22 protein-coding genes are annotated in these 25,759 nt (G+C 41.1%); 12 read left to right on the top strand and 10 right to left on the bottom strand.

What is annotated here, in order from left to right; all coding sequences use genetic code 11:
• Position 1: 1 nt before the first annotated feature.
• Entirely contained in the window at positions 2–811 is an 810-nt protein-coding gene (locus QZ576_RS15975; RefSeq protein WP_297098794.1) for an alpha/beta hydrolase, read from the bottom strand.
• A 150-nt stretch (positions 812–961) separates the two neighbouring features.
• On the opposite strand from QZ576_RS15975, the gene QZ576_RS15970 reads away from it, so the two are divergent.
• Positions 962–1,465 carry a response regulator gene (locus tag QZ576_RS15970; RefSeq protein WP_297098793.1) on the top strand — a complete coding sequence of 168 codons (504 nt, stop codon included), beginning with the start codon at positions 962–964 and terminating at the stop codon, positions 1,463–1,465.
• Positions 1,466–1,475: 10 nt separating this feature from the next.
• On the opposite strand, the gene QZ576_RS15965 is transcribed toward QZ576_RS15970, so the two are convergent.
• A complete protein-coding gene (locus QZ576_RS15965; RefSeq protein ID WP_297098792.1) occupies positions 1,476–2,735 on the bottom strand; it encodes a DUF819 family protein in 1,260 nt (419 codons plus the stop codon).
• Positions 2,736–2,930: 195 nt separating this feature from the next.
• On the opposite strand from QZ576_RS15965, the gene QZ576_RS15960 reads away from it, so the two are divergent.
• The 9 genes from QZ576_RS15960 to QZ576_RS15920 all read left to right on the top strand — a co-directional run bounded on the left by QZ576_RS15960 (position 2,931) and on the right by QZ576_RS15920 (position 12,901).
• On the top strand, positions 2,931–3,956 hold the full coding sequence (locus QZ576_RS15960) for a DUF481 domain-containing protein (RefSeq protein WP_297098791.1): 1,026 nt from the start codon (positions 2,931–2,933) through the stop codon (positions 3,954–3,956).
• 146 nt (positions 3,957–4,102) lie between these two features.
• Positions 4,103–5,620 (top strand): NAD(P)H-hydrate dehydratase, encoded by a 1,518-nt coding sequence (locus QZ576_RS15955; protein WP_297098790.1) that lies wholly within the window; start codon positions 4,103–4,105, stop codon positions 5,618–5,620.
• A gap of 333 nt (positions 5,621–5,953) precedes the next feature.
• Entirely contained in the window at positions 5,954–6,475 is a 522-nt protein-coding gene (locus QZ576_RS15950; RefSeq protein WP_297098789.1) for a PepSY-associated TM helix domain-containing protein, read from the top strand.
• Positions 6,476–7,364: 889 nt separating this feature from the next.
• Complete coding sequence (locus QZ576_RS15945) at positions 7,365–7,841, top strand: hypothetical protein (RefSeq protein ID WP_297098788.1); 477 nt, start codon at positions 7,365–7,367, stop codon at positions 7,839–7,841.
• 265 nt (positions 7,842–8,106) lie between these two features.
• A complete protein-coding gene (locus tag QZ576_RS15940) occupies positions 8,107–10,098 on the top strand; it encodes a T9SS type A sorting domain-containing protein (protein WP_297098787.1) in 1,992 nt (663 codons plus the stop codon).
• Positions 10,099–10,252: 154 nt separating this feature from the next.
• On the top strand, positions 10,253–10,783 hold the full coding sequence (locus QZ576_RS15935) for a GNAT family N-acetyltransferase (protein WP_297098786.1): 531 nt from the start codon (positions 10,253–10,255) through the stop codon (positions 10,781–10,783).
• Positions 10,784–10,899: 116 nt separating this feature from the next.
• Entirely contained in the window at positions 10,900–11,637 is a 738-nt protein-coding gene (locus tag QZ576_RS15930; RefSeq protein WP_297098785.1) for a carbon-nitrogen hydrolase family protein, read from the top strand.
• Positions 11,638–11,662: 25 nt separating this feature from the next.
• Positions 11,663–12,133, top strand: a complete 471-nt coding sequence (locus tag QZ576_RS15925) for a C-GCAxxG-C-C family protein (protein ID WP_297098784.1) — start codon at positions 11,663–11,665, stop codon at positions 12,131–12,133.
• Positions 12,134–12,166: 33 nt separating this feature from the next.
• Entirely contained in the window at positions 12,167–12,901 is a 735-nt protein-coding gene (locus tag QZ576_RS15920) for a hypothetical protein (protein ID WP_297098783.1), read from the top strand.
• Positions 12,902–12,941: 40 nt separating this feature from the next.
• Here QZ576_RS15920 and QZ576_RS15915 read toward each other — a convergent pair whose 3' ends face one another.
• From QZ576_RS15915 to aat, 4 genes are all read right to left on the bottom strand, one after another.
• Entirely contained in the window at positions 12,942–13,766 is an 825-nt protein-coding gene (locus QZ576_RS15915) for a hypothetical protein (protein ID WP_297098782.1), read from the bottom strand.
• A 274-nt stretch (positions 13,767–14,040) separates the two neighbouring features.
• Positions 14,041–14,484 carry a hypothetical protein gene (locus QZ576_RS15910; RefSeq protein WP_297098781.1) on the bottom strand — a complete coding sequence of 148 codons (444 nt, stop codon included), beginning with the start codon at positions 14,482–14,484 and terminating at the stop codon, positions 14,041–14,043.
• A gap of 146 nt (positions 14,485–14,630) precedes the next feature.
• On the bottom strand, positions 14,631–15,941 hold the full coding sequence (locus QZ576_RS15905; protein ID WP_297098780.1) for a DEAD/DEAH box helicase: 1,311 nt from the start codon (positions 15,939–15,941) through the stop codon (positions 14,631–14,633).
• A 121-nt stretch (positions 15,942–16,062) separates the two neighbouring features.
• Entirely contained in the window at positions 16,063–16,731 is a 669-nt protein-coding gene (gene aat / locus QZ576_RS15900) for a leucyl/phenylalanyl-tRNA--protein transferase (RefSeq protein WP_297098779.1), read from the bottom strand.
• Between the two features lie 121 nt (positions 16,732–16,852).
• Between aat and QZ576_RS15895 the strand changes: the two genes are divergently transcribed.
• Positions 16,853–17,956, top strand: a complete 1,104-nt coding sequence (locus tag QZ576_RS15895; RefSeq protein WP_297098778.1) for a DUF4831 family protein — start codon at positions 16,853–16,855, stop codon at positions 17,954–17,956.
• 547 nt (positions 17,957–18,503) lie between these two features.
• Here the strand turns inward: QZ576_RS15895 and QZ576_RS15890 are convergent.
• Complete coding sequence (locus tag QZ576_RS15890) at positions 18,504–20,033, bottom strand: peptide MFS transporter (RefSeq protein ID WP_297098777.1); 1,530 nt, start codon at positions 20,031–20,033, stop codon at positions 18,504–18,506.
• A gap of 212 nt (positions 20,034–20,245) precedes the next feature.
• Between QZ576_RS15890 and QZ576_RS15885 the strand changes: the two genes are divergently transcribed.
• Positions 20,246–21,709, top strand: coding sequence for an aminoacyl-histidine dipeptidase (locus QZ576_RS15885; RefSeq protein WP_297098776.1), 1,464 nt, complete (start codon positions 20,246–20,248; stop codon positions 21,707–21,709).
• Between the two features lie 201 nt (positions 21,710–21,910).
• Here QZ576_RS15885 and QZ576_RS15880 read toward each other — a convergent pair whose 3' ends face one another.
• The 3 genes from QZ576_RS15880 to QZ576_RS15870 all read right to left on the bottom strand — a co-directional run.
• Positions 21,911–23,011, bottom strand: coding sequence for an alanine racemase (locus tag QZ576_RS15880; RefSeq protein ID WP_297098775.1), 1,101 nt, complete (start codon positions 23,009–23,011; stop codon positions 21,911–21,913).
• 8 nt (positions 23,012–23,019) lie between these two features.
• Positions 23,020–24,447 (bottom strand): nicotinate phosphoribosyltransferase, encoded by a 1,428-nt coding sequence (locus QZ576_RS15875; protein WP_297098774.1) that lies wholly within the window; start codon positions 24,445–24,447, stop codon positions 23,020–23,022.
• 250 nt (positions 24,448–24,697) lie between these two features.
• Positions 24,698–25,759 (bottom strand): adenylosuccinate synthase (locus tag QZ576_RS15870; RefSeq protein WP_297098773.1); only part of this gene is annotated, 1,062 nt, incomplete at its 5' end.

The following is a 25,759-nucleotide window of genomic DNA, read 5'->3' as shown; positions in this document are numbered from 1 at the left end:
TTTATTTGTCGAGTACTCTAATTTCTTTCAATAATACTTCCAGTGCCGGCGAAGCCATTTCTCCGTGGTTAAAGCCGTCGAGTTCCATTAGTTTGCAGTTTTTGTGTCCGGCCACTTTCATCATGCGCCACATGTAGGCATTTTCTTCGTAACGGCCCAGCATTTCCTGTTCGCGGTCGCCGGTAATAAATATAATTGGTGGCGCGTCGGGGCGAACAAAATAAAGTGGTGCATATTCGTCAACAATAGCTTGTGTTCCCGGAATTCCTCGTTCGTCGCGAACGGTGAAGTGCGTAACGGTATGGCCGCTAAAAGGAATCAACATGGCAATAGCGTCGGCATCGATGTCGTGTTTTGCCAGGTAATGTTTATCCAAACCAACCATGCTGGTGAGGTAGCCGCCGGCCGAATGCCCGCTAACCACAATCTTATCTTTGCTGCCACCATATTTTTCAATGTTGTTAAACGTCCAGGCCACTGCCTCGGCAGCATCTTCTATGTAAACCGGGCACTTTACTTTTGGCGACAAGCGGTAGTTAACAGCCACCACTGCAATTCCCTGTTCTTTCAATTTCTCGGGAATAAATTTATTTCCGCCGGTAATTCCGCCACCATGAAACCAAACTACAGTGGTAAAGTCGGTTTTATTTTCAGGGTAATAAATATCAAGTTTACAACGCTCCTGTGCATATTCCGAGGCGTCGGAGGTATACAGAATATTTTCGTCGGTGGCGTATTTTGTTTCTTGCGCAACAAGGGTTTGAGCGCCAATTAAAAAGAAAATAAGGGAAAGAAGAATATAGTTTTTCATGATTACTTTTTTTGATTTCGGGCTAAAGTACAAAAGAATTTGCAACAGTGGAATTGAACGCTGGTAAATAGTTGGGGCGAATCGGAGTCGTTGAAAATGAATAATTAATCGTACATTTAAAATGTTAAATACAACAAAAAGATAGGAATTGTGAATAAGAATTTACTGATTTTCGTAGTTGAAGACAATAAGTTGTACCATAAGTTGGTAGTAGATTTCCTTCAGAAACAAGGCATGAAAAGGGTTAAATCGTTTTATACTGCCGAGGATTGTTTGGCTGCAGTAAACAAAGGCGAACGACCGGATATTGTTGTCGAGGATTATCATTTGAATGATACCACGGGGATTGCCGTTTTGCAGGCCGTAAAGAAAATCAGTAAACGCACCGAGTTTATTTTTCTCACTTCGCACGAAGACATGGAAGTGGCTGTAAATTCGATAAAATACGGCGCTTACGATTACATTATAAAAGACAACGATATTGCCCTGAAAAAGGTCTACAATAAAATTGGTAAAATCTCGAAAGTTATCGAACTCGAAAAGCGCAACCGTTTTGTGCGAAACGCTATGGTTGTATCGCTGGCAATTTTATTTGCCATTGTAATTTTTGTTGCCCTCCGCGAATTTTTTGACCTTTTCGGATCAGCAAATTAAAAAAGTCGGTTTAGTGTGCCGCCACCTGCATCAGCAGTCCGCACATCCACGCTCCGTACGTTCCGAGCGCATATCCTAAAACTGCCAGTAAAACACCAACCGGTGCCAGCGACGGGTGAAATGCAGCCGCCACAACCGGAGCACTAGCCGCACCTCCGATGTTTGCTTTACTACCAACCGCCAGGAAGAAATACGGCGCACGGATCAACTTGCCGACAATCAACAACAGAATAACGTGAATGGCCATCCAGATTCCGCCAACCAAAAACAGTCCCAGGTTGTCGAAGATCTTGCCAACATCCATTTTCATACCGATTGTGGCCACCAAAATATAGATGAAAATAGTACCGATTTTTGACGCGCCGGCACCTTCGTAATTCCGAAGTTTAGTAAACGACAAGGCAATTCCAATAGTGGTTGAAAGGATAATTAACCAGAAGAATTTAGAGGTTAAACTGAACTTGTTCAGCGCCGGGGCATGAACCTCGATATAAGGCGCAATCCAGTCGGAAACCAAATGTGCAAAACCGGTAACGCCAAGTCCGATAGCTGCAATAACCATAATGTCGGTAGTGCTTGGTATACGTGCTATTTTCTGGCTGAATTCGTGCATGTGATCTCTTAGTTGGGTAACACTGCTGGCGTCGGCTTTAAAGCGCTTGTCAATCTGTTTCGATTTTCCAACACCGATCAGCAAAATCGCCATCCAAACTTCGGCCACAAGCACATCAACGGTAATCATTATCGAGTACAAATGATCCGATGGTTTAAAAATTTCGTACATGGCCGCCTGGTTAGCGCCACCACCAATCCAGCTTCCTGCAATAGTTGTCATTCCACGCCAAACAGCATCGGGGCCGGCACCTCCAACAAGATCAGGATTTATGGCCGACGCTGCCAAAATAGCCAATGGTCCGCCAATAATAACCCCAACGGTACCGGTAATAAACATGATCAGCGCTTTGCTTCCCAGTTTAAACACTTCTTTAAGGTTAATACTCAGCGTTAGCAATACCAAACTGGCAGGCAGCAAGTAGCGCGATGCCATAAAATACAGCTGCGAATGTTCGCCATCAACAATATTAAAAGTGGTAAGCAAGCTGGGTAAAAAATAACAGAGCAACAGCATGGGAACAACGCTGTAGAATTTCTTGAAAATGGGTTTCGATGAATTGCTGGTGTAAAAAATAGCGGCCAGTAATGCCAATAATAGTCCTAATACAACTGCATCGTTTTTAATAAGTGCTCCTACTTGTTCTGTTTCCTGCATACCTCTTCTTTTTTTGCCTCAATTTTATGTAAGGTGGCAAATATAAAAATCTTTTCAGGTTTAACAACTTGATATTGGTCAGGTTCAATGCTTTATAAAAGCAACCGAAATTGTTGTTTAACAGAATATGAAAAAAACATTTGCTTTGAAAAGCGAAATGCCGTAATTTTTATCTGTTTTTTAAATCTTTCAATCATGCGAAGCAAAAAATTTACATTTATTCTACTGTTAATCTTATCATTTACACAGGTAATTGCCCAAAACGATAAAATATACACCTCGAACGGGGATGTACTGGTGGGCGAAATTAAATCGATGCAACGTGGTGTGCTGGTTTACGATACCGATTATGCCGACAGCGATTTCCAGGTTGACTGGCAAGAAATTGAGGGTTTGGTTTGCACCCGCCTGCTGATGATCTATACTGTAGACGGAGAAAAGTACAACGGGGGATTAGCCTTTTTGCCCGACGAACCTAAAAAAGTAATTATTCAAACACTGGATGATAATATTACGGTCACCATGGATCAGATTGTTGCAATTGAATCGTTGGAACAGCGGATTATCGACCGGATAATTATTTCTATCGATGCCGGACTATCGATAAGTAAAGCCAACAATGTGCGGCAAACCTCGGCGGCCGCCAAAGTAAGCTACCGCGGTATAAAATGGAATATTAGCGCGAATTTAAATAATGTGGGAACAAGACAGGATAATGTTGAGCCGATAAAACGTACTGATGGTGGACTATCACTGGTGCGCGACATTTGGGGAAACGGAATGATAATGGGTGGTGCCGAATTCCTGAGCAACAGCGAACAGATGCTTGATCTGCGTTCTACATTCCGCGCAGGTTTGGGTTTGTACATCATCCGCACCAATCATTTGTATATGCAGTCGGGTCTTGGTCTGGCATTCTCGCAGGAAAAATATGGCGGCGACAATCCTACCTCGCAGGGTAGTTTTGAAGGACTGGGACTGTTTGATTTTAATGCCTACGATATAGGCGATCTGTCGTTCCAGTTTAAGCTAACCACTTATCCGAGTTTATCGGATTGGGGAAGATGGCGTATCGACATGGACACCTCGCTGAAATATGATTTGCCGCTCGATTTCTACATAAAACTAAGTTATGTGCATAACTTCGACAGCGACCCGCTTGTTGACGTAGCTAAAAACGATTTTGTGTTTAAAACCAGCTTAGGTTGGGAGTGGGATTAAACGTTTCGCAAAAAAAAAGGATCGCTGCGATCATAATTCCCTTTTTAAATTCAGCGATTCACCCCCGTTTTTTATAATTTAGAGAAAACAAATGTTGCAGGCCGAAAAAGGACAGTTTCGGCCTGTAACTTTCAGCTTTCTCTAGAATGAAGATATTTACTACAAAACAAATAGCGGCAATCGACAAGTTTACCGTCGAAAATGAACCCATTGCGGATATCGATTTGATGGAACGTGCCTCGCTGCAAATGACCAACTGGATTGTTCAACAGTTTTCAACCGAAGAACGGCTACTGTTTTTTGCCGGCCCCGGAAACAATGGCGGAGATGCTTTGGCAATGGCGCGACAACTCGCCGATTTGGATTACCAGTGCGAAGTTTACCTGCTTGATTTTGGAAAAGCGTTGAAAGGATCGCCTGCCATCAACTACAAACGACTGGAAGAACAAGGAAAAGTAAAGCTGACAAAACTACGCTCGGAAAACGATTTTCCACAAATTGCAGATACAGACGTGCTGATTGACGGTTTGTTTGGCTCCGGTTTATCGAGGCCTTTGGAAGGACTCCCGGCGCAATTGGTGCAACACATCAACCAGTTGCTAAATGCAGTGGTGGCAGTTGATATTCCCAGTGGATTGATGGGAGAAAACAATGCCGAAAATAATTTGGAGAATATTATCCGCGCAGATTACACGCTAACGCTGCAGTTTCCGAAAATAAGTTTTCTGTTTCGCGAAAACGAACAGTTTGTGGGGCAGTGGGAAGTGTTACCTATCGGTTTGCATCCCGATGGAATACGCGAAACACCATCGCCATATTCGTTTGCCGATGCAGCAGATATTGCGGCGCGTTTACCGCTGCGTACAAAATTCGATCATAAAGGAACCTTTGGGCACGCGCTGCTTATTGCCGGAAGTTACGGAAAAATGGGAGCGGCTGTGTTGGCATCGAAAGCCTGTTTGCGTGCCGGGGCGGGGTTGTTAACAGCTCATGTCCCACACATGGGATTCCCGATCATTCAAACTGCGGTGCCCGAAGCAATGGCCAGCATCGATCAGCACGATTCGATGTTTACTTCGTTTCCCGATCTTACGCCTTATGCCGCCATTGGTGTTGGTCCGGGGCTGGGATTAAAACGAAATTCGTGCCGCGCTTTGTGCGATCTGTTCGACGAGGCAAAAATACCGATGGTTATCGATGCCGATGCGCTGAATATTCTGGCCGAAAATGAAAAATGGCTGGAGAAATTACCCGAAGGCTCAGTACTTACTCCGCATCCGGGCGAGTTTCGGCGTTTGGTGGGCGAAACTACCGACTCGTACGATGCCGTTCAGAAACAAATTGCTTTTGCCAAAAAATACAACTGTGTGGTGGTGTTAAAAGGAGCGCACACTTCGGTGGCTGCTCCCGATGGAACGCTTTGCTGGAATTCCACCGGCAACTCGGGAATGGGAACCGCCGGAAGCGGCGATGCACTTACCGGAATTATTCTGGGGTTGCTGGCCCAGGGAATGGCATCGTTTGATGCAGCGCTGGTGGGTGTTTATCTGCATGGGCTGGCCGGAGATATGGTGGCCAAAAAACGCTCGGAATTCGCGTTAATGGCCGGCGATATTATCGAAACCCTGGGAAAAGCATTTCTGAAAATTCAGAAAGTATCGTAACAGCCAATGCCGTGTATGATGGTTTTTCCTGCCGGCAAATCACGCATTTTGATGAAGTAAATCGTGCATTCTTTGTTTAATCCATACTTTTTCAGAAAAAATATTTCTCCTATTTTATTTTTTTGTATCCATTCATTTTGACTGATAAATATCATGTTTTGATGGTGGCGGTCCTATTTTGATTAAAACATTAGTTTAAAATATCCACTTCTTTTTAAATGCTTCTTTAAACGCTTTTTAAAATCCGAAGTCAATCATAAAACAAAAAGTTAGCAGCCTGAAACGCTCCTCACTTTAACCAAACTTGATTAACAAAAAACAAAATAGGATTTTATGGAAGTAAAGAAGAAAAAATCGGTGCAGCACTGGATGCGCTCATTACATCGCGACATTGGATATTTAATGATTGGCATGACACTGATTTATGCCATTAGCGGAATTATTTTGGTGTACCGCGACACCGGATTTTTAAAAAGTGAGAAAACGATTACACGGCAACTGCCGCCGAATTTGGAGGAGCAACAACTTGGAATGATGTTGCATCTGTTTGATTTTAAGGTGGAAAAAACCGAGGGCGATTTGGTGTATTTTGGCAATGGCACTTACAATAAAGCCACTGGCGAAGCCATATACCAGGCGGTAGGTTTACCCGAGTTTATGAACAAACTGAACGGGTTGCACAAGGCCTCGAGCCAAACTAAGACACACTGGTTTACCACTGTTTTTGGTGTGCTGATGTTGTTTTTGGCACTATCGTCGTTGTGGATGTTTAAAGCCCGCTCAAAACATTTTAAGCGCGGAATGGTATTTTCGGCACTGGGCCTGGCGCTTGCTGTGGTCATGCTGGTAATGTAGAGGGAGTATTTTTTTTATAAGTTTCACCACTTTCGAACGTGTAGGAATGCATGTTTCGGAAGTGGTGTTTTTTTGTGAAGGACAGAAATTGCGTCAGTCGTTCCTCTTTCGCAATGGCTGTAATTATGTTGAGCCTCTGAATCGAGTTCAGGGTGACGTCTTTTTTGAGTAAAGGAGATATAACCAAGTACGTCATGCTGAACTCGTTTCAGCATCTTTGTCATCATCTCATTGTGCCTAATTGAATAGAAAATTTGAAGCCCTTACTACTCACCCTATTGGGAGCTTCTCCCCTGAAGGGGCCAGGTGTTAACCGATTTGTGGACTTTGCAACAATGCTTTTTCCCCTCACGAGGGGAAATGTCGACAGACAAAGGGGTAGAGAGGAGTTGAAAGTTTATGTTAACAAATTTATTTCCAGCCATCAAAACATAAAAATTATAATTAGCTTTAGTGCACCAAAAAAATTGTAATACCCGATACATTGAAAATTGCTCTTGCAAATTATCATCAACAAATCAGTGAAAAACCGATAGCTAAAATAGCTTATACCCGTATAAAGAAAATAGCCTGCGTTTTTAAGTGCCAGTTTGGGGCATTGGGCTTAATTCAAAACGCCCGCTTTTTAGATGGAAGGAAATAAAAAACGTAAACATAACACTATGCATATCATCATAGCCGTAAAAAGCCAACGCCAAAACCAAAGCTACGAGACATGCAATTACCGTTACCATTAATTTTGAATGAGGATGCAGTTGAGTATTTTTGAACTATAAAAATGAACATAAATATAAAATATTTGATGACGAAGAATCTCACAATTATAACAATCCTAATTTCACTTTTACTTACATCATGTAATTCAAAGAAAAGTGAAAATGAAATAATTGTGGATAGATTATTAAATTACAGTTTTGACACGCCACCATCCCCTGAACTAAGTTTTATACCACTTTATATCAGACAGTCAGACTCAATTATTTATGCAACGACTTATGACCTAAAACAATTTTATGACAGTAAGAATTACTCGCAAAATATTTCATTTCATAGTTTTATATTAAACTCTTTCAACCAGGAAATAAATATTAAGGATACAAGCCAATATTTGAATTCGTTTAAACTTGACACAACTATTTATAAAGAGTATACTAATCGTGGTTTTAATTTTATAACCAATAAATACACAGAGAAAAGAGAAGATGAGTTTGATTTAAAATACTCAATCGCGGATTTTGGAAAAGAATCGACAATTTCATATGTATTTTTTTTAAATAATTATTTCGCTCTTTTTGACGATGTTGATGGTGAAACATCTTATGTACCTTTTAGAAAAAGACTAAATATTCCAGAAGATGATTATTAATGAAACTCAAATAAAAAACTAATGGTAACAAATTGTACATGGCAGGCGGGGGTTTCAGCGGTCTGACAAGTCAGACCTTGCGCCCACTTTCCTGCGGGTCTGACACGATTTCTTTCAGAAATCCCGCCCGACCACATACAAGTGACCGTTATAGCCAATTATAAAAAAAGAAATGAGAATAACCTCAATCATATTTTTTCTACTAATCTCGATTAATTCATTTTGTCAATGGCAACAAACTGAAGGTCCTATTACAAATATCAGTATGTCTGACATTGCATCCTATGATTCAGCATTAATTGCTTCTGCTCCTTGCGGAACTTTCATTTCAACAGACGAAGGAGATTCTTGGTCTCCGGTAAATCCTGCAAATTTTAACACGCACACAATTTTTAAAAATGAACTTTATCTTGGAGGAGAAAGTATTCGGAAGGTTTTACAAATCAATGAAGATTGGATAGAAAGTTATTCTTTATATAAAAAAGGTAAAACTTCTGGTTTTTATACGGATGACCAAAATATTTATGCTGCGTTGGAAGATGGAGGATTTTACTATTCTAATAATGGTAAAAATTGGAACAAATTTAATGATGGTCTTCCCAGTGAAATATACTACGAAACGTCAGGTATTTTTTATACCTATGATTTATTTGCGATAGACGGGAACGAACAATATATTTTTGCAGGAACAAAAGAGGGAATTTACAGAACTCTTAAAACGAATCTTAATTGGTCGGTCGTTAACAATAATTTGGACAATATAAAAGTGAATGCAATACTTTGTAAGGATAGCATTGTGTTTATTGCAAAAGAAAATAAAATCTACAAATCTGTTAATAACGGAACAACTTGGCAATTATCGAATACATTTTCATCTGATGACAGAATAAATAAATTAATTGCTATTAATGATTCAATTTTTGCATTAACAAAGCTTGAAGGAATTTATGTTTCAAACAACAATGGGATTGATTGGACAGCAAAAAATACTGGTTTAAAAAGTTTGTCAACATCAAGCATCACAAAACATAAGAATCAATTCTTTTTAGCCAACGAGGATGGCGTATTCAGAGATATTACGAACTGGCAAAACGTGTCCCGACATATTATTTGTTCCCATATTCTTGACTTAGAAAAAAACGATTCATGCATTGCAGCAATTGATTTTAATAATGTCTCGATAACAAAAAATAAAGGTTTAAGCTGGGGCAACTCTACTGAATCAATTTCAATGGGAATTGTTTGGAATATTGTAGACTTAGACAACACCTTGCTTTTTGTTGCTAACAGTCCTGAATATGTACCACAAAAGAACCTGACCTATATTACTTCAGATAACGGAAGTTCCTGGCAAAACAAAACCGATTTAATATACGACCATACAACATTCAAATTAAAAGCCAGTGGAAACAAAGTTATTGCAGTTGGAAATGTATATGTTTTTTTATCAGAAGATAAAGGTACAACATGGAAGAATATTAGCCCCCCTTCTGGATTGGTTTGTAACAATTATGATGATGCACTTTTTGTAGGAAATGAGATTTACATTGCAGCTTGCGGAAACCGGGAAATTATAAAAACTTCAGATTTTGGATTGAACTGGGAATTTATCAATGATGGATTACCAAATGAGCGAGTTTATAAACTTGGAGAATGTCAAGGGGTTTTGTTCGCTGCATTAGAATTTTCATATTTATTCCGATTAGAAAACAATAGTAAAACATGGGAGTATAGTGGAAAAGGATTACCGAAAAATAGTCCCGGGTTATCCACGAGTATAAACGACTTTACTTCAAACGAAAATTATTTATTTTTATGTACACCCGACAGCGTTTATGCTTCAAATAATCAAGGTAAAACATGGTCGAATATTAATCAAGGATTACCCAAGTTGCCGAACTACTATTGGAGTGGAGCATTATTACTTGATGCAAACATACTTTATTTTGGAACAAATAATTATGGAGTTTGGAAACAAGATATTTCAGATTTGCAACTACCTGACATACCTGTAGAAGAAGTTGAAAATTTTATAGCCTACCCAAATCCAACAACAGACTTGATTTATTTTAAATTACCACAAAATGATATTGGAGAAACAATTGAATTTATTGATATTACTGGAACTGTAATTTATGCTTCCGAGATTAATGAAAACAAATTAAATATCAAAAATATTCCAGCTGGACTTTATATTATTAAAATTAAATCACTTAAAAACGAAATTTATATTTCTAAAATATTGAAAATAAAATAACTGGCTATAACAAATTGTAAATTGCATTGCGGGGGCAGTGCGGTGTCGTTCGCTGGATTCTCGCAACATCGTTCCGTCCTGCCGGACAGGAACGAGCTCCGAAATCCGCAACGACAACTTACAAGTGACCGTTAAAACCAACAAAGTCAAAACAATGATAATATTTGAAACCGAGCGATTAGCGGTAAGGCGATTAGAACCAGCGGATAAAGAATATTTCGCGGAACTATTTACCGACCCGAAAGTTTTGGCTCCAATTCCTCAAAAGGCTTTTACGGAAAGTGAAATTAACGATCGGTTTACTAAAAGTATGCGTTTAACGCTAAACGATATCGATAAACAAAAATGTGCTTGCGGAATTTTTGAAAAGGGAAACACTAAAATGATCGGACTGGCTCTGTTTTTACTGAATGAAAACAATGAGAATGAATTGGGTTACCGCGTTCGTCCCAAGTACTGGGGAAAAGGATTTGGTACCGAAATAGCAATTGGCATGTTGGAGTTTTATTTCGATGTGCTGAATATTAAAAAGGTAACGGCCGACGTTAACATTGGAAATACCGCGTCGGTAAAAATCCTCGACAAGTTGATGACGCCGGTAAAAGAGTTTTTTAACGAAAGAGATAATTGCACCGACAGAAGATATGAACTCGAAAAAAAGAACTGGCTAAAACAACGATTATAGTTTTTGGGGCCAGCGATTTAAAGCGATTGGCTATCTTTGATTTATAGCAACAAACCGGAACCAGAAAAGCGTAATTAACCGAAAAAGTTAAACAAAAAAACAACTATCGAAACACAATGAGAGTAGCTGTAGCACAAATTGAGGCCATAAAAGGCAACATCGGGGCAAATGTAGAAACCCATTTAAAGTGGATAAAACGCGCCATTGAGAATAACGCAGATATGGTGGTTTTTCCGGAGTTGTCGTTAACCGGTTACGAGCGCGATTTGGCAGAGCAACTAGCAACCCACCAGGATGACAACCGACTGGATGAGATGCAGCGCCTAAGCGATCAGCACGGCATTACCATAGGAGTTGGATTGCCAACACGTACAGCAAAGGATGTATTTATCAGCATGGTTATTTTTCAGCCGCAAACAGAGCGGATAACTTATTCGAAACAGTATTTGTACCCACCGGAAGAACCGTTTTTTACAGCAGCAAAAAATCCAATGCTACTTCATTTAGAAACAGAAGTGGTGTCGCCCGCCATTTGCTACGAAGCCTCAAATGACGCACACTGGGAGTACGCCAGCCAGAATAATGCAACAATTTATATTGCCAGTGTATTAAGTTCGGTTGCAGGAATCGATGCTGAAATCAAAAAACTTTCGGGCATGGCCAAAACCAAAAATCTGGTAACATTTATGGCCAATTATGTGGGGCCTTCAGGCGGTTATGAATGTGCCGGAAGATCTTCGGTTTGGAATGAAAAAGGAGAACTGCTGGGGCAACTCGACGGCAAAACAGAAGGCCTGTTATTATTCGATACAGAAACAAAGGAGATTATAACTGCCATTGGCGGCGAAGCATAACAGCACTTAATAAAAAACGAAAACAATGAACAAACTATTAGACGATACCAAGCTAAGCAACAAGGCAGCAGAACTTTTTTGGCAGGATTATAATTGTGCGCAATCGGTTGTGGTGGCTTATTCCGATGTTTTAAATATTGATAAAGAAACAGCAATAAATTTGTCGTGCGGATTGGGAGGCGGCATGGGCCGGTTGCAGGAAACCTGTGGCGCAGTATCGGCGGCTTATATGATTTTTGGTTTGGCAAATGCAGATTCGGTAGATAATCCTGATAAGGTGGCAAAAACCTACGCGATGGTTCAGGAGTTTCATAAACGCTTTACGCAGGTTAAAGGAACAACGGTTTGTAAAACACTAATCAATTGCGATTTAAACACTGAAGAAGGCCAGGGTTATTTTAAAAGCAATAACCTGAAAAAGGATATTTGCGAGGGCTGTATCCGCGATTCGGTGAAGTTGATAAATGCAATAATCGGAGAAACTACTGAGGACTAACAAATGCAGCGTTTAAAACCTTTTTCCAGAGAAATGAATATCATTGTTAGTGTGTTGCTTGGCCTGTTTTTGGCTGCTTGCGGACAAACCGTTAATAGATCAGCAACAGCCTCCAATGTCGATATTAAGGCAAAGTATTTATCCGAACAGCATTATATTGCTATAAATAAAGATTCCTTAATTAGTAGCTACAAAGACTTTTTTAGCTTTTCTACGGAAGAAATTGGTGAGCCGGCTTTTTCTGTTCGAGATTCATCAAACATCAGTCTCGGGAATGAAAAAATATTTTGTTTCAAGGTAGTTGCAAAAGCTCAACAGGTTTGGTCGTATTGCGAAAAACTGGTAGTGCTAAGTTCTTATGGCGATCTGCTTTATGCTACCGAATTCCGGCAAATCGATGAGAAATTGCAGATTGCAGAATGTGGCGTTCCGAGCTACTGGCCCGATACCATGGAAGTAATAACTATAGCCGAAAAACAACTGCTGGCTGTTGTTATTGAGGAAAGATACCACCCTTGCTGTGGCCAATCGCAACAACAAAAGAACACGCTTTATCTTTATGATCCGGATGATCTTTCGTTAATCGATTCGGTTGATACTTATTTCTGGTTGCCTTATAATGACAGTTGTGAGAAGGGAAAACCGGAGGAAAAAACAACTTCCGAATTAATAATCAGTGATACCAAATTGCAGATAAAAATTGATGAAACTATTGGCGGCGAGCTGGTTAATAACTACACCCGCGACCTTTATGAAAGTCGCAACTAAATAATCAGGAAATATAAACAGCTTATTCTCACTCTTGTAATTATTCGAATTTTTGTCGCCCCTTTAAAAAGGTGATAATACCTCCTGCTGATGCCAGCACAAAAAAGTACTCGGCAATAATGCCAATGTAGAAAAAGAGTGATTCTTCATCCCCGGTTTTGCCCGAATGTACATTGTGTATAACAATACCCGCAATAGCAACAGGAAGCGAGATTACTGCGATTTTCAGCAGTCCTTTTAACCTTTTCTGGAGTTTTTCAACTAATGCAGCTTCCGTTTCAGGGGAGAAAAAGGAGTGCTTTTTCCAAAGGGTTACGCCCAAATAAATCCAGAATGCCAACGAAAGAATTATCCCCCAGGGAAACGCGAAAAAGATCATCACCATTACGCCTAATCCAATAACCAAGCCGTTTAACAGCTTCTTGTCGGCTGCAGTTCGGATGAATTTATTGGCTGGTTTTATGGATGCAGCGATAAAAGTTAGTGTGGCGGCCGTCAGATCGAAAAAGATACTTGTGAACATCAAATAAGAAATGTAAAGGACATCTGTATTGTCGAGGAATGCAAAAGCGCCGTCGGTATCGATTAAGCCTAAAATGAGAAGAAGTACGCCGATAAGGATGTAGCTTCCTATTCGAATGTTGTCGTTCTTCCTGCTTCTTTTAATCGTTATCAGGTAGCCGAACAACAGCGCCACGCGCAATACAATTGCCAGCGACATTCCTATTAAGGCTCCTGTATTGTTTGAGCCGGGTAGTGTTTTTGTATAAACTCCGGGCGTAATAATGAGTAAAAAAAGTATGGAAAGGATCAACATACCGCTTGCAGTAATTAATAGCCTGATATGTCTTTGTTTTGTTTTCATAATACCTGTCTGTTTTGTTACTCTTGCCGCAGTTCTGCATACAAGCGTATCTTTTTTTACATAAATATTATGAAAAAGGTTACGGGGTTTCTTCTGGTGAAATTTGTATTGTCGGGTAGTTTTAAGGGGGTAATTAAATAAGCGAAACGCGTACTTTTTTGTTTTCAGTTTCGTGTTGCTGACTTCCTTGGTTACTGCCTCAGCTTTATTCGATTTAACAGCTTTTTATTCATAGTTTTTCTATTCGTACATCTGTAATTTGTTGTTTCCCGATTTATAAGGTGCCGTTTGGCTTAATCAGTTTTTTTGGTCTGAAATAAGCTGCAATAAAAGTAAGTAGAGCTGCACTTACATCGAGTATTACATTTACAAACATTATAGTGGAAACGTTGGGAATCGTTTCATTATCCATGAATGCTACAGCGCCATCCGAATAAATAAATGCAAAAACGATCAGCAGTCCTCCAATAACGTAATAACTACCTGTTCTTCGATCGCTATATTTCCTGATTCTTTTGATTATTGAAAAGTACCCGGCGAATAATGGAATGCGTATAAGAACTGCCAGCGACATTCCTATCAGCGCACCTTGATTTTTCATGTTTGGCAATGATCTTGTGTAAATGGCAGGAGTAATAATTAACATTAATAGCATGGAAAGCAATAATATGCCGGCAGCAATTAGCAATAACCTTTCATGTTTTTGCAGTGTTTTCATGATTTTCGGTTTTAAAGTTATCAGTGCCACCAGCCACAGTTAGTGGCATTGTTGTTTACAATGGTTTTCTGAAAAGGTTACGGTTTGGGCAATTCGTGTTCGATAGTGACCATTGTTCGGGGGGTATTCTTATTTAAATACTGATATTAAATAAGCGAAACGCGTACTTTTTTGTTTTTCAATTTTGTGTTGCTGACTTCCTTAATTACTGCCTCAGCTTTATCAGATTTAACAGCTACAAAAGCGCAGTCGTGTTTTAATTCTATCACGCCCAATTCATCCTTGCCAAGTTTACCTTGTTTAAAAAATAATCCGGCAATGTCGCCTTTCGAAATTTTGTCTTTTCGGCCGCCTGAAACAAAAAGTGTATCCCATCCAGATGTGACGGGAAGAGGCGCATCTGTAAGTTCCTCAATTTCGGTAGGTTGAATAAATTCAGGATATTCTTCGCCTTCCCATTTTAAAATATAGGCAGTTCCTTCACTGTGCATTCGTGCGGTTCGCCCGTTGCGGTGTGTAAATTCCTGAAAACGTAAAGGAAGATGGTAGTGCAGAATAAATTTTAACTCCGGAATATCTAAACCACGCGCTGCCAGATCGGTTGCGACAATTAAGCGGTGTGTACCATTTCGGAATTTAATCAGTACCCGCTCGCGGTCGGTTTGTTCCATGCCTCCGTAAAAAGTGCCGTGGTTGATCCCGTTTTCGGTAAGGTAAGTACTAACCCGATCAATCGATTCTTTAAAATTGCAAAAGATAATACCGGGTTGGTTGCCTAAATGGCGCAACGCTTTTACCAGCGTTTCCAGTTTATCTTTTTCGGGCGAAACAATTGTTTTTATCTCCAGCTCAGGAATCTCGTCTTTCAGGAAATTAACGCTTAGCGGATTTTTAAACGCCAGAAACTCGGGGATGCGCACACGATGAGTCGCCGATGTAAGCACTTTTTTCTCCACTTCGGGAAGGAAAGAAACAATGTCTTGCATATCTTTCTCAAAACCAATTTCCAGCGATTTATCAAACTCATCAAGAACCAGCGTTTTAATTTTGTGCGTATAAAACGTTTCGCGGCGCATGTGGTCGGCAATTCGTCCCGGCGTACCAATTAAAATAGCCGGCGGCCGGTTTAAATCGATACGGTCTTTGCTAAAATTGCGTCCTCCGTAAAAAGCATTGCACTTGTAACCGGTACCCATGTCGCGGGTAACCTGCTCAATTTGAATGGCCAGTTCGCGCGAAGGAACCAAAATAAGTACCTGCACAAATTCGCAATCCGGATCGAGTTCGGCAACAATGGGTAGCATAAAAGCCAGCGTTTTTCCTGTTCCGGTTGGCGAAAGTAATATGGTATTATCGGCTTTATGAATGGCAAGTTTTGCTTCCTCCTGCATCGGATTAAGCTTCTCGATATTTAACTTGCTGAGAATATTTTTCTGGTTCTTCTTTTTTCCTGACATGGCGCAAAGGTAAGTTTAATTCGTTGAGTTTGATAGAATAGTAATTTAAGGGCTTATAATTTAACTGCAACCCTGAAAAGTATTCTTGGGAAAATCTGCGGAAATCTTAAAATCAGCTTCATCAGCGTTCCATTTCTATTGTCCACTTTCCCTGCAATGTATCTTGCTGCAAAGCTTTTTCAAGCATCTCCAAAAAATCTTTTCGCGGAATAGGTTTGGCGCCCAAACTTGCCAGGTGATCGGTAGGTTGTTGTGCATCGATAAAAGCAAAATTGTTTTTCAGGGCGAATTGTACCAGGTGGTAAAAGGCAAATTTGCTGGCATCGGTTTTGGTAAAAAACATCGATTCGCCAAAAAAACAATTCCCCAACGAAAGTCCGTACAATCCGCCAACCAGTTCTCCTTCAAAATACGATTCGAACGAGTGCGCATATCCCAGTTTGTGCAGTTGTACATAACCGTCGATGATTCCATCGGTTATCCAGGTTTCATCTTCGTGGCTGCGTTTGGTTTTACTACACGCCGTAATTACTTCGCGGAAAGCGGTGTCGATACGCAGTTCAAAAATCCCTTTATTAATCACCTGCCGCAGACTTTTCTTGAGTTTAAAATCCTCCGGCAGTAACACCATCCGCGGGTTAGGCGACCACCATAAAATGGGTTCGCCTTCGCAAAACCACGGAAATACGCCCTGGCAATAAGCGGACAACAAAAACTCGGGAGTGAGCTCGCCACCTTGTGCCAGCAACCCATCGTCTTCGGCCTGATTTGGATCGGGAAATTGTATCATGTTTGCAAATATAACATCCGATGAAACATTTTAATACGATTGGCGAGACGAGAACCAAAAATGAATTTACAACACAAAATAATTTTAATACTTTTGGGTTTTACAACAAACAATTTGAACAATGAGGTATTTAGCTTTGATAATTGCTGTAATGATAGTCGTTCCGACATTTGGACAGCGCAAAAAGAAAGAAGACGAAGGAATTGCTCCGGCCTATGTTGAGGGTATTGCGTACGCTTTGCCACGCACAGGAATTAAAGTACACGTGGAAGCTATTCGCGAGAAATTTGAGCCGGGGCCATACGCTGCCTATGCCCAGCAGTTACTGGGTATAAAAGATGCCCGAAACAGAGCATCGGTAAAGTGGTCGGTATCTGCTGTAAAAATCGAAACTTTTTCGGAGCCCGATCCGCAGCAGGTTTACAAAGCAATGGGCGATATTGCTGCAACGATCAGCCTGGCACCCAACGGTTGCCTGGCCGGAATAAACGCCTCTGGAACAGCGATAATGCCGCTTGAGGTTCAATCCAATAAAACATTTCAGAAACCGGATATCGACGATGGTTTTTCCTTTGATTATTTCTCGGATACACCATTTTTAATCCCGGGAGACTCTACCAATAACTTCCGACCTACGGCTGTAGGTATGGAGCAAAAAGCTGCGGAAGCAGCGCAGCGCGTGCTCGACTGCCGGATGAACCAGTACGATTTGGCAGCTCTCCGAATCGACGGCGAGTACCCCGACGGTAAAGCTTATGAGGTGAGTTTGGAAGAGCTAAAACGTACCGAGCAGAATTACATTAAATTGTTTGTTGGCCGAACCACGTATAAAACCGAAACATACAGTTTCGATTACGTGCCGGCTGCAAATGAAAAGAATGCGGTGATCTTCCGTATTTCGGATGAAAACGGCGTTGTTCCCGCCAGCGATCTTTCAGGAAAACCTGTTATGGTTGAGTTTGAGCAGGCAGCCGGTTTACTGGCAAAATACCAGGCCGAAGCCGTGTCGGATAATCCCGATGCCGGTTACGATGGTGTTTACTACCGGATGCCGGGAGTGGCTAACATTAAGGTTATTTACGAGTTAAACAGCCTGGCTTCAGCGCGTGCAACCATTGCACAGTTTGGTATTACTGCTCCGGTTCCTGAAGATTTACTGGGTGGTGATTATTCCATCGAATTTCATCCCGAAACAGGAGCTATTAAATCCGTTCAATTGAAATAGAACAGCACAATATATAAATGAAAGCCCGGTTATATAGCCGGGCTTTTTTTATGAAAGTCCCCATCTTTTATATGTAATTGCCGTTTGAGTTTCGTCCTGGAGAACCATCTGGCTTCGATCTGCTGTCTGCGCCGGACTATTTCCCTTTGTTCATTTCAACCCGGCGCTACGCACCGGGTTATTCACATTCGACGCTTCCAGCGTCATGAAAAGTTTGCAATTCCGACATAGCTGGTCAATAAACTCGTTTTACGTTGTAATTCAGGTCATTATCCCGAAGGGATAAAATATGACTAACCGCGGGTTTCACCCGCGGTTGATTTATGGAGTTCAATAATGTAAATGTTTTACAGGCGTTAATGTGTGCTCGCTCTGCTCAATTATAGAGCTTAGCGTTGTTCGGGTTGGAGGCTGATCGTCTTTCCCTTCATGGAAGGGAGAGACAGGAGAGAGGGTAAAGAAACAATACTTCAGTCAATTGTGGGGTAAAAAAATACCCGACTTTAAAAAGCCGGGTACTTTCAATATTTTCTTGAATACGGTGTTCTTATTTGATTCCGTGCATCATCTTTTTCAGTACAGGAGAAAGGGCAATTGCAATAAGTGCAAAAATAGCCGATTGGATAGCGATCAGCCAGAAAACCTGAATTTCTCTTCCCAGCGCATCTTCCAAATGTATTGAAATCGCTTTCATTTGCGAAGCTACAAAGTTACCCGCAGCAATCGAACCAAACCAAATTCCCATCATTGTAGAAACCAGTTTTGGTGGCGATAATTTGGTCACCATCGAAAGTCCAATTGGCGACAGGCAAAGTTCACCAAATGTGTGGAAAAGGAATACCACGATCAACCATAACGGGCTAACCAAACGAATTGTATCGCCTCCTGTTGATCTGCTGTAAGCAATTGCCATGATCACAAATCCCAACGAAAGCATAATTAAACCCCACGCAAATTTCATTGGTGTATTAGGGTTAATTTTTAGTTTATCCAGTTTCAGCCACAAAATACTGAACAATGGCGCACAGGTAACAATCCAGATGGCGTTAATACTTTGAAACCAGCTGGCAGGAATTTCCCAATTGCCAATCATTCGTTGTGTATTATCGCGGGCAAAAACGTTAAAAGTTGTTCCAGCCTGCTCAAAACCACCCCAGAATAAGATGTTGAAAACGGCCAATATTAGGATTACTCCAATTCGCGACCATTCAGCTTTACCACTTGTTCCTCTAAATATTGTAGTGGCCAATACAACTACGGCACCAATTCCAACTACGTAAATGATTGTTGTTGAAACGGCCTCAGGCATTGCTCCCCAGCCTACAATTAATGCAAACACAACTCCAACGATTGCAACAACATAAAGTAATATACTAAACCAGTCTTTTATAATCAGACGAACTCTTTCGGCTTTTACTTTTGGAGGCATTCCAATGTGACCAAGGGTGTGACTACGAACAAAAAACCAGATAGTTCCTAGTACCATTCCGATTCCTGCCGCCAGAAAACCATATTGCCAGGCTACCTGCTCACCCAGTTTTCCTGTAATTAATGGTGAAATGAAAGCGCCAAGGTTAATACCCATGTAAAAGATGGTAAAACCACCGTCTTTGCGCGGGTCGTTATTGTCGTACAATTCGCCCACCATGGTAGAAATGTTGGGTTTAAAGAAACCATTACCCAAAATCAAAATACCCAATCCGGCATAAAAAATTGTTTGACGCAGTTCAATTCCAGCATCGCCTCCACTTAACCAGGCACTTGTTGCTAATAAAAACTGACCAATTGCCATTGTTAAACCACCAATGTAAATCGATTTTCGCTGCCCAAGAACTTTGTCGGCCAGCATACCGCCTAAAATCGGGGTTACATAAACTAAACCGGTGAAAATACCATAAATGGTAAAGGCATCGAGTTCTGCCATTTCAAATCCGCCCGAAGCAAAAGTTGCCGTAAGGAAAAGAACCAGCAAAGCTCGCATTCCATAGTAACTAAAGCGTTCCCACATTTCACTGGCAAATAGTGTTGAAAGCCCGATCGGGTGACCAAAAAAGGCTTTATTTGCATCTCTACTCATAATATCTTTTTCTTTTATTTTCTAAAGCTCGCTAAAATATCAATATTCTTCAAAGAATTCCGTGAAACATATCAGCTTTTCTGATCTTCTGCCTAATTTTATCTTCTTTTAAAAACTTTTAAGCCGAAAATGCACAAAATGTTTTTTCATTTGTTGCTTACTTTGTTCTATAAAATTGCAGGTATAATACCTGAAGTAAAAAACGCATTATTATGAGTGTAGAAATTAAAAATCTCGAGCCACAAAATGTGTGGGAGATATTTTCTGAAATGACCCAAATTCCACGTCCTTCAAACCACGAAGAGCAAATTCAGAATTGGGCCGTAAGTTTTGGTGAAAAACTGGGGTTGGAAACCATAAAAGACGAAGCCGGAAATGTGATTATAAAAAAGCCGGCAACACCCGGTATGGAAAACCGTAAAACAGTTGTTCTGCAAGGGCACCTCGATATGGTTCCGCAAAAAAACAGCGATAAAGTTCACGATTTTCAAAACGATCCGATTGAAACGTATGTTGATGGCGATTGGGTAACTGCCAACGGAACAACGCTGGGTGCTGATAATGGAATTGGCTCGTCGGCAGCAATGGCTGTTTTGGCGTCGAAAACCTTAAAGCACGGACCAATTGAAGTGTTGCTAACCGCTACCGAAGAAACCGGAATGGACGGAGCTAACGGGTTAAAAGCCGGTATGCTCGATGCCGAAATCCTGATCAATACCGACTCGGAAGACGAGGGTGAATTGTATGTAGGTTGCGCCGGTGGCGAAGATGTGAATATTACTTTCAATTATACTGAAGAAGAAGTACCTGTTGGTTTTGTAGCGTTGCAATTAAGCGTTACAGGTTTAAAAGGTGGCCACTCCGGAATGGATATTATTCTGGGCCGCGGAAACTCAATAAAAACATTTTTCCGAATTATTAATGCAGCCGAAGTACTTGGCGTTCGTTTAGCAAGTATCGATGGCGGAAGTTTAAGAAATGCCATTCCTCGCGAAGCCTTTGGTGTTGTTGTAATTGAAGAGGCAAAAGTGGCCGATTTTATCGCTTTGGTAGATGAAATTGCCGACGCTGTAAAAGTAGAATTGGCGGCTACCGAACCTGATCTGGATATTTCTGTTGAGCAAACTGAATTGCCGGAAACCTTGATCGATGCTGCTACGCAGAAAAACGTAACACGAGCTGTTGTTGCTTGTCCGAACGGTGTAATTCGCATGAGCGACAGCATGGAAGGGCTGGTTGAAACTTCTACCAACCTGGCAATTTTAAAATCGGATGCTGAAAGCAAAACCATTAATGGTGGTTGTTTGATGCGCAGCTCGGTTGATTCGGCAAAAGAAGAATTGGGAACACGCCTGATAGCTGTTTTTGAACTGGCAGGTGCCGAGGTAACTTTGTCGGGTGCTTATCCGGGATGGAAGCCAAACATGGAATCGCCGATCTTGAAAACCATGCAAAATGTGTATAACGACAAGTGGGGCAGAGTGCCAAAAATTATGGCTATTCACGCCGGCTTGGAATGTGGTATTCTGGCACAGAACTACCCACACTGGGATATGATTTCGTTTGGTCCGACCATTCGTTTCCCGCACTCGCCGGATGAAAAAGTAAATATTGAAACAGTTAAGAAATTCTGGGAGTTTTTGGAGGCTACACTGGAAGCTATTCCTGAAAAATAGAATCTTTAAATTGCAGCGTAGGAACGCTGATGACACTGATGTGAATTGATTTTCGCAGAATAGAAAATAAAAATCCGATTCGAATGATTTGATCAAACGAATCGGATTTTTTATGTTGAGAACAAAAGCGTAGCCTTTTGTTCCATTTTGTATTTCAGTGGTAATCTGCAAAATCTGCGTCACCAGCGTTCAGATCTTTTTTTAATATTTCGGCATCATTTCAATAAACTCGCCGTCGGTGGTAATCAAATGCCCCATCATATTTGCAGTAAGACACGAATGCACAGGAATAATTTCCACCAAATCGCCCACTTTTATTTGTTTAAAATTAGTGGGTGTAACTTTTAATACGCCATGTTCCTGCGAAAGTCGCGACAGATAATTTTTGGTGTCGAGCAGAACTTTTTCCTTGTCCTGGTTGATAATGATCCGGCCATACAATTCTTTTCCATCGGTATTTTGCAGCGTGTCTTTCGAGAAATGAACAGCGCCACCGTAAATCACAATTTCGTTTCGCGAAACATGTTTGGCCACCACCGGGCACACTAATCTTACAGCAATGTCGCTAATTTCGCATACGCCAAGGTTGTGCTGCATCAGGTCGTAAAACACAAAGTTGCCGGGACGAAGCTCATCAATCCCGTCAAAATTTCCGCAAATGCTGGCAGACGGTGTATCTCCCATGCTCAGTTCCATTCCCGGATAGTTTTTATGGTACCTGTTTTTTAGCTTTTTCAGTTTTAGCAAAGCATCAAAATGACTGCTGAATATTTCGTTGGTTGATAGTGCCGTGTAAGTATGACCGGTGTGCGTGAGAAAACCTTTAAAAGTAAGTTTGCTGTTTTTGCGCAAAATATCAAGAATCGAATCGATGCGACCGGTTCTGCCCGCCGGAATTCCGGTGCGGTTGTATCCGGTGTCGATTTTTAAATACACGCCAATTTTGTTTGTTGCTTTATTGGCCAGCACTTCTGCTGCCTCTTTGTTCTCCACCAGAACATTCAGTTTTATCGAATCTGCCAAACGGTCAATCCTGCTCATCTCAAGAATATTCAACGGAAAAGCCAGGGTGATGTCATTCCATCCGTTCGATGCAAAATATTCAGCCATCAATACCGACGAAACAGTAATTTGGCTGATCCCGAAACGTTTAAACCACTCACCGACCTTCGCTGCCTGATGCGTTTTGAAGTGGGGCCTCAACCGAAGATTGTACTTCTTCGCTTTATTAGCCATCCGTTCAATGTTTTGCAGGCAAACTTCTTTGTCAATAATTAGTGTAGGTCGTGTAATCTCTGTCATAAAATAACTTAGTGTAACGTTCTTAATTTTTGCGTTAGAGCGTTGCGGGTAGCCATTAATTGGTTCGAAATGCCCACTTTATACAGGTGCGGACTGATAAAACGTTTATGCTCGTCGGGCAATAAAGCGGCCCGGCTTTTTAGGTATTCGTAAATTTCCAGCGGACTTTTGTGTTGAAGCAAAATGTTTCCTTGTTCAACCACTTTTTCGCGAAGAAGTTCACATTTTAGTTTGGAGACTTCGGTATTTTTTTCGGGGTAAATCCGGTGGTAGATCGTATCCACTTCTTCCTGCTTTTCATTTTGCAGCAGAATTCCGTCGCGGTAGAATTGGCCTTCTTCATCAAAATACCTCACCAGTTGTTTTTTCCCGGGCAGGGTAATTTTTTCGATATTTTCGGAGAATTTCATTTTTGCTTCTCCGTCAATCTCGGTCAGTTTATACACGCCATCAAGTGCAGCGTCGCTTTTGCCGGTAATCATTTCGGTGCCAATTCCAAAACCGTCGATAGCAGCATTCTGGTCCAGCAGCAAGGTTTTTATAACGTATTCGTTCAGTTGGTTCGATGCCAGGATCTGAACATCGTGCAAACCGGCATCGTCCAATTGCTTCCGGGCTTTTTTACTGAGGTAAGCCAGGTCGCCACTATCCAAACGAATGGCCTTTAGTTTTTCTCCTCTGGCTGCCATTTCATGCCCAATGGTAATGGCATTGGGCACACCCGATTTTAAGGTGTCGAAAGTGTCAACCAATAATATGGTATTGTCGGGATTGGTTTCGGCAAAAGCCCTGAAAGCTTCCAGCTCCGAATCGAAACTTTGTACCCAGCTGTGTGCCATTGTTCCGCTTACAGGAATATCGTAGATTTTTCCGGCCAAAGTATTCGATGTGGATGAAGCACCACCGATACAAGCTGCCCGGCTGGCATGAATAGCACTAAAACCCTGAGCACGCCGCAAACCAAAATCGGCAAATAACTTTTGCCCCGAAATATGTTTAATGCGGAAAGCCTTTGTGGCAATCAGCGATTCGAAATTCAGAATATTCAGCAAAATACTTTCCAGCAGCTGGCATTCAATAATGTTTCCTTCAACCGACAGCAGCGGCTCGTTCGGAAAAACAATCTCACCTTCTTTTACGCTGTAAATGTCTCCCGAGAATTTGAAGTTACGCAGGTATTCTAAAAACTCATCTTTAAAACCATTTGCTTTCAGAAATTCCAGATCCGATTTGGAATACGTGAATTCATTCAGGGCATCGATAAAATCCTGCAAGCCGGCAAAAACGGTAAATCCACCTTTGTACGGATTGGTTCTGAAATAATAGTCGAACGAAGTTTGCTGGTCTTTTTTTTGACAATAAAAGTACCCCTGAGCCATTGTTAGCTCATACAAATCGGTATATAGTCCTAATGTTTCCTTAAATATTGATCCCATTTTTGCCCCTCACTGAGATGCTTAAAGATAATTAAGAATTATAACTATTTAAATGATCTATTAATAATTTAACCGAATGTTTATGTTCAGAATGTAGAGGCTGAATCGTAAACTGGTCTGTTTTTGATACTTAATATGAACGAATGGTTGAAGAAGTGGGTGGTAGTTTTTGAATACGGGGGACGATATGAAAGAACAAAAAACGCTGCTCAAATAAATGAACAGCGTTTTCAATCTAAAATATCTTTGTTTATTCTTTTTCAAGCATAATTGTTTGTTCCCTGTTTGGGCCAACCGATGCAAGTGAAATTGGAATACCCATTTCATCTTCAATAAAGTTGATGTAGTTGTTCAGTTCTTCCGGGAATTCGTTCTGATCTTTAATCTTAGTCAAATCGGTTTTCCAGCCCGGTAGTTCAACGTAAACAGGTTTTACATTGTCGTCCAATTCAAATGGGAAGTGCTCAACAACTTCACCATCAATTTCGTAACCTACACAAACTTTAATCGTGTCGAAATCATCCAGCACATCGGCTTTCATCATAATCAGTTCGGTAACGCCATTTAGCATGCAAGTGTATTTCAGCGCTACCAAATCAAGCCAGCCACAACGACGCGGACGGCCGGTTGTTGATCCGAACTCATTTCCTGCAGTACGCAGTTTTTCGCCTGTTTCATCGAAAAGCTCGGTAGGGAACGGGCCCATTCCAACGCGGGTACAGTAAGCTTTAAAAATTCCGAAAACTTTACCGATTGCATTTGGAGCAAGTCCCAAACCGGTACAAGCTCCGGCGCAAATGGTGTTCGAGCTGGTTACAAAAGGATACGATCCGAAATCGATATCTAGCAATGTTCCTTGTGCTCCTTCAGCTAAAACTGATTTACCAGCTTTTAGTGCATCGTTAATCATGTGCTCGCTGTCAACCAAATTAAATGATTTCAGCACTTCAACACCTTCGAACCACTCTTTTTCGCATTCGTTAAGCATTGCTTCGTAGTCGTACTTAAAGAACTCGCTCAACATTACTTTGTGGTTGTCAATACGTGCAGTATATTTTTCTTCGAAACCGTGAACAAGGTCGCCAACACGCAAACCATCACGGCCGATTTTATCTTTATAAGTTGGGCCAATTCCTTTTAAGGTAGAACCAATTTTTGTATCGCCTTTTTTCTGCTCCGATGCAGCGTCCAAAATCTTATGTGTTGGCAAAATCATGTGTGCCTTTTTCGAAATGTAAAGGTTTTTCGAGATATCGACACCGATTTTACTCAACGACTCAATTTCTTTTTTGAAAACGATTGGGTCGATAAC

This window comes from uncultured Draconibacterium sp. (assembly GCF_913060805.1).
Lineage (GTDB): Bacteria > Bacteroidota > Bacteroidia > Bacteroidales > Prolixibacteraceae > Draconibacterium.
The sequence above is the reverse complement of the archived record's forward strand: the minus strand, read 5'-3'. Positions and strand labels throughout refer to the sequence as shown.

Coding starts and splice junctions, on each gene's coding strand:
- QZ576_RS15975 (WP_297098794.1), bottom strand. CDS start 811: ATGAAAAACTATATTCTTCTTTCCCTTATTTTCTTTTTAATTGGCGCT.
- QZ576_RS15925 (WP_297098784.1), top strand. CDS start 11,663: ATGAACAAACTATTAGACGATACCAAGCTAAGCAACAAGGCAGCAGAA.
- QZ576_RS15885 (WP_297098776.1), top strand. CDS start 20,246: ATGAGTGTAGAAATTAAAAATCTCGAGCCACAAAATGTGTGGGAGATA.
- QZ576_RS15880 (WP_297098775.1), bottom strand. CDS start 23,011: ATGACAGAGATTACACGACCTACACTAATTATTGACAAAGAAGTTTGC.
- QZ576_RS15950 (WP_297098789.1), top strand. CDS start 5,954: ATGGAAGTAAAGAAGAAAAAATCGGTGCAGCACTGGATGCGCTCATTA.
- aat (WP_297098779.1), bottom strand. CDS start 16,731: ATGATACAATTTCCCGATCCAAATCAGGCCGAAGACGATGGGTTGCTG.
- QZ576_RS15910 (WP_297098781.1), bottom strand. CDS start 14,484: ATGAAAACACTGCAAAAACATGAAAGGTTATTGCTAATTGCTGCCGGC.
- QZ576_RS15960 (WP_297098791.1), top strand. CDS start 2,931: ATGCGAAGCAAAAAATTTACATTTATTCTACTGTTAATCTTATCATTT.
- QZ576_RS15895 (WP_297098778.1), top strand. CDS start 16,853: ATGAGGTATTTAGCTTTGATAATTGCTGTAATGATAGTCGTTCCGACA.
- QZ576_RS15890 (WP_297098777.1), bottom strand. CDS start 20,033: ATGAGTAGAGATGCAAATAAAGCCTTTTTTGGTCACCCGATCGGGCTT.
- QZ576_RS15935 (WP_297098786.1), top strand. CDS start 10,253: ATGATAATATTTGAAACCGAGCGATTAGCGGTAAGGCGATTAGAACCA.
- QZ576_RS15905 (WP_297098780.1), bottom strand. CDS start 15,941: ATGTCAGGAAAAAAGAAGAACCAGAAAAATATTCTCAGCAAGTTAAAT.
- QZ576_RS15955 (WP_297098790.1), top strand. CDS start 4,103: ATGAAGATATTTACTACAAAACAAATAGCGGCAATCGACAAGTTTACC.
- QZ576_RS15940 (WP_297098787.1), top strand. CDS start 8,107: ATGTCTGACATTGCATCCTATGATTCAGCATTAATTGCTTCTGCTCCT.
- QZ576_RS15915 (WP_297098782.1), bottom strand. CDS start 13,766: ATGAAAACAAAACAAAGACATATCAGGCTATTAATTACTGCAAGCGGT.
- QZ576_RS15920 (WP_297098783.1), top strand. CDS start 12,167: ATGAATATCATTGTTAGTGTGTTGCTTGGCCTGTTTTTGGCTGCTTGC.
- QZ576_RS15930 (WP_297098785.1), top strand. CDS start 10,900: ATGAGAGTAGCTGTAGCACAAATTGAGGCCATAAAAGGCAACATCGGG.
- QZ576_RS15875 (WP_297098774.1), bottom strand. CDS start 24,447: ATGGGATCAATATTTAAGGAAACATTAGGACTATATACCGATTTGTAT.
- QZ576_RS15965 (WP_297098792.1), bottom strand. CDS start 2,735: ATGCAGGAAACAGAACAAGTAGGAGCACTTATTAAAAACGATGCAGTT.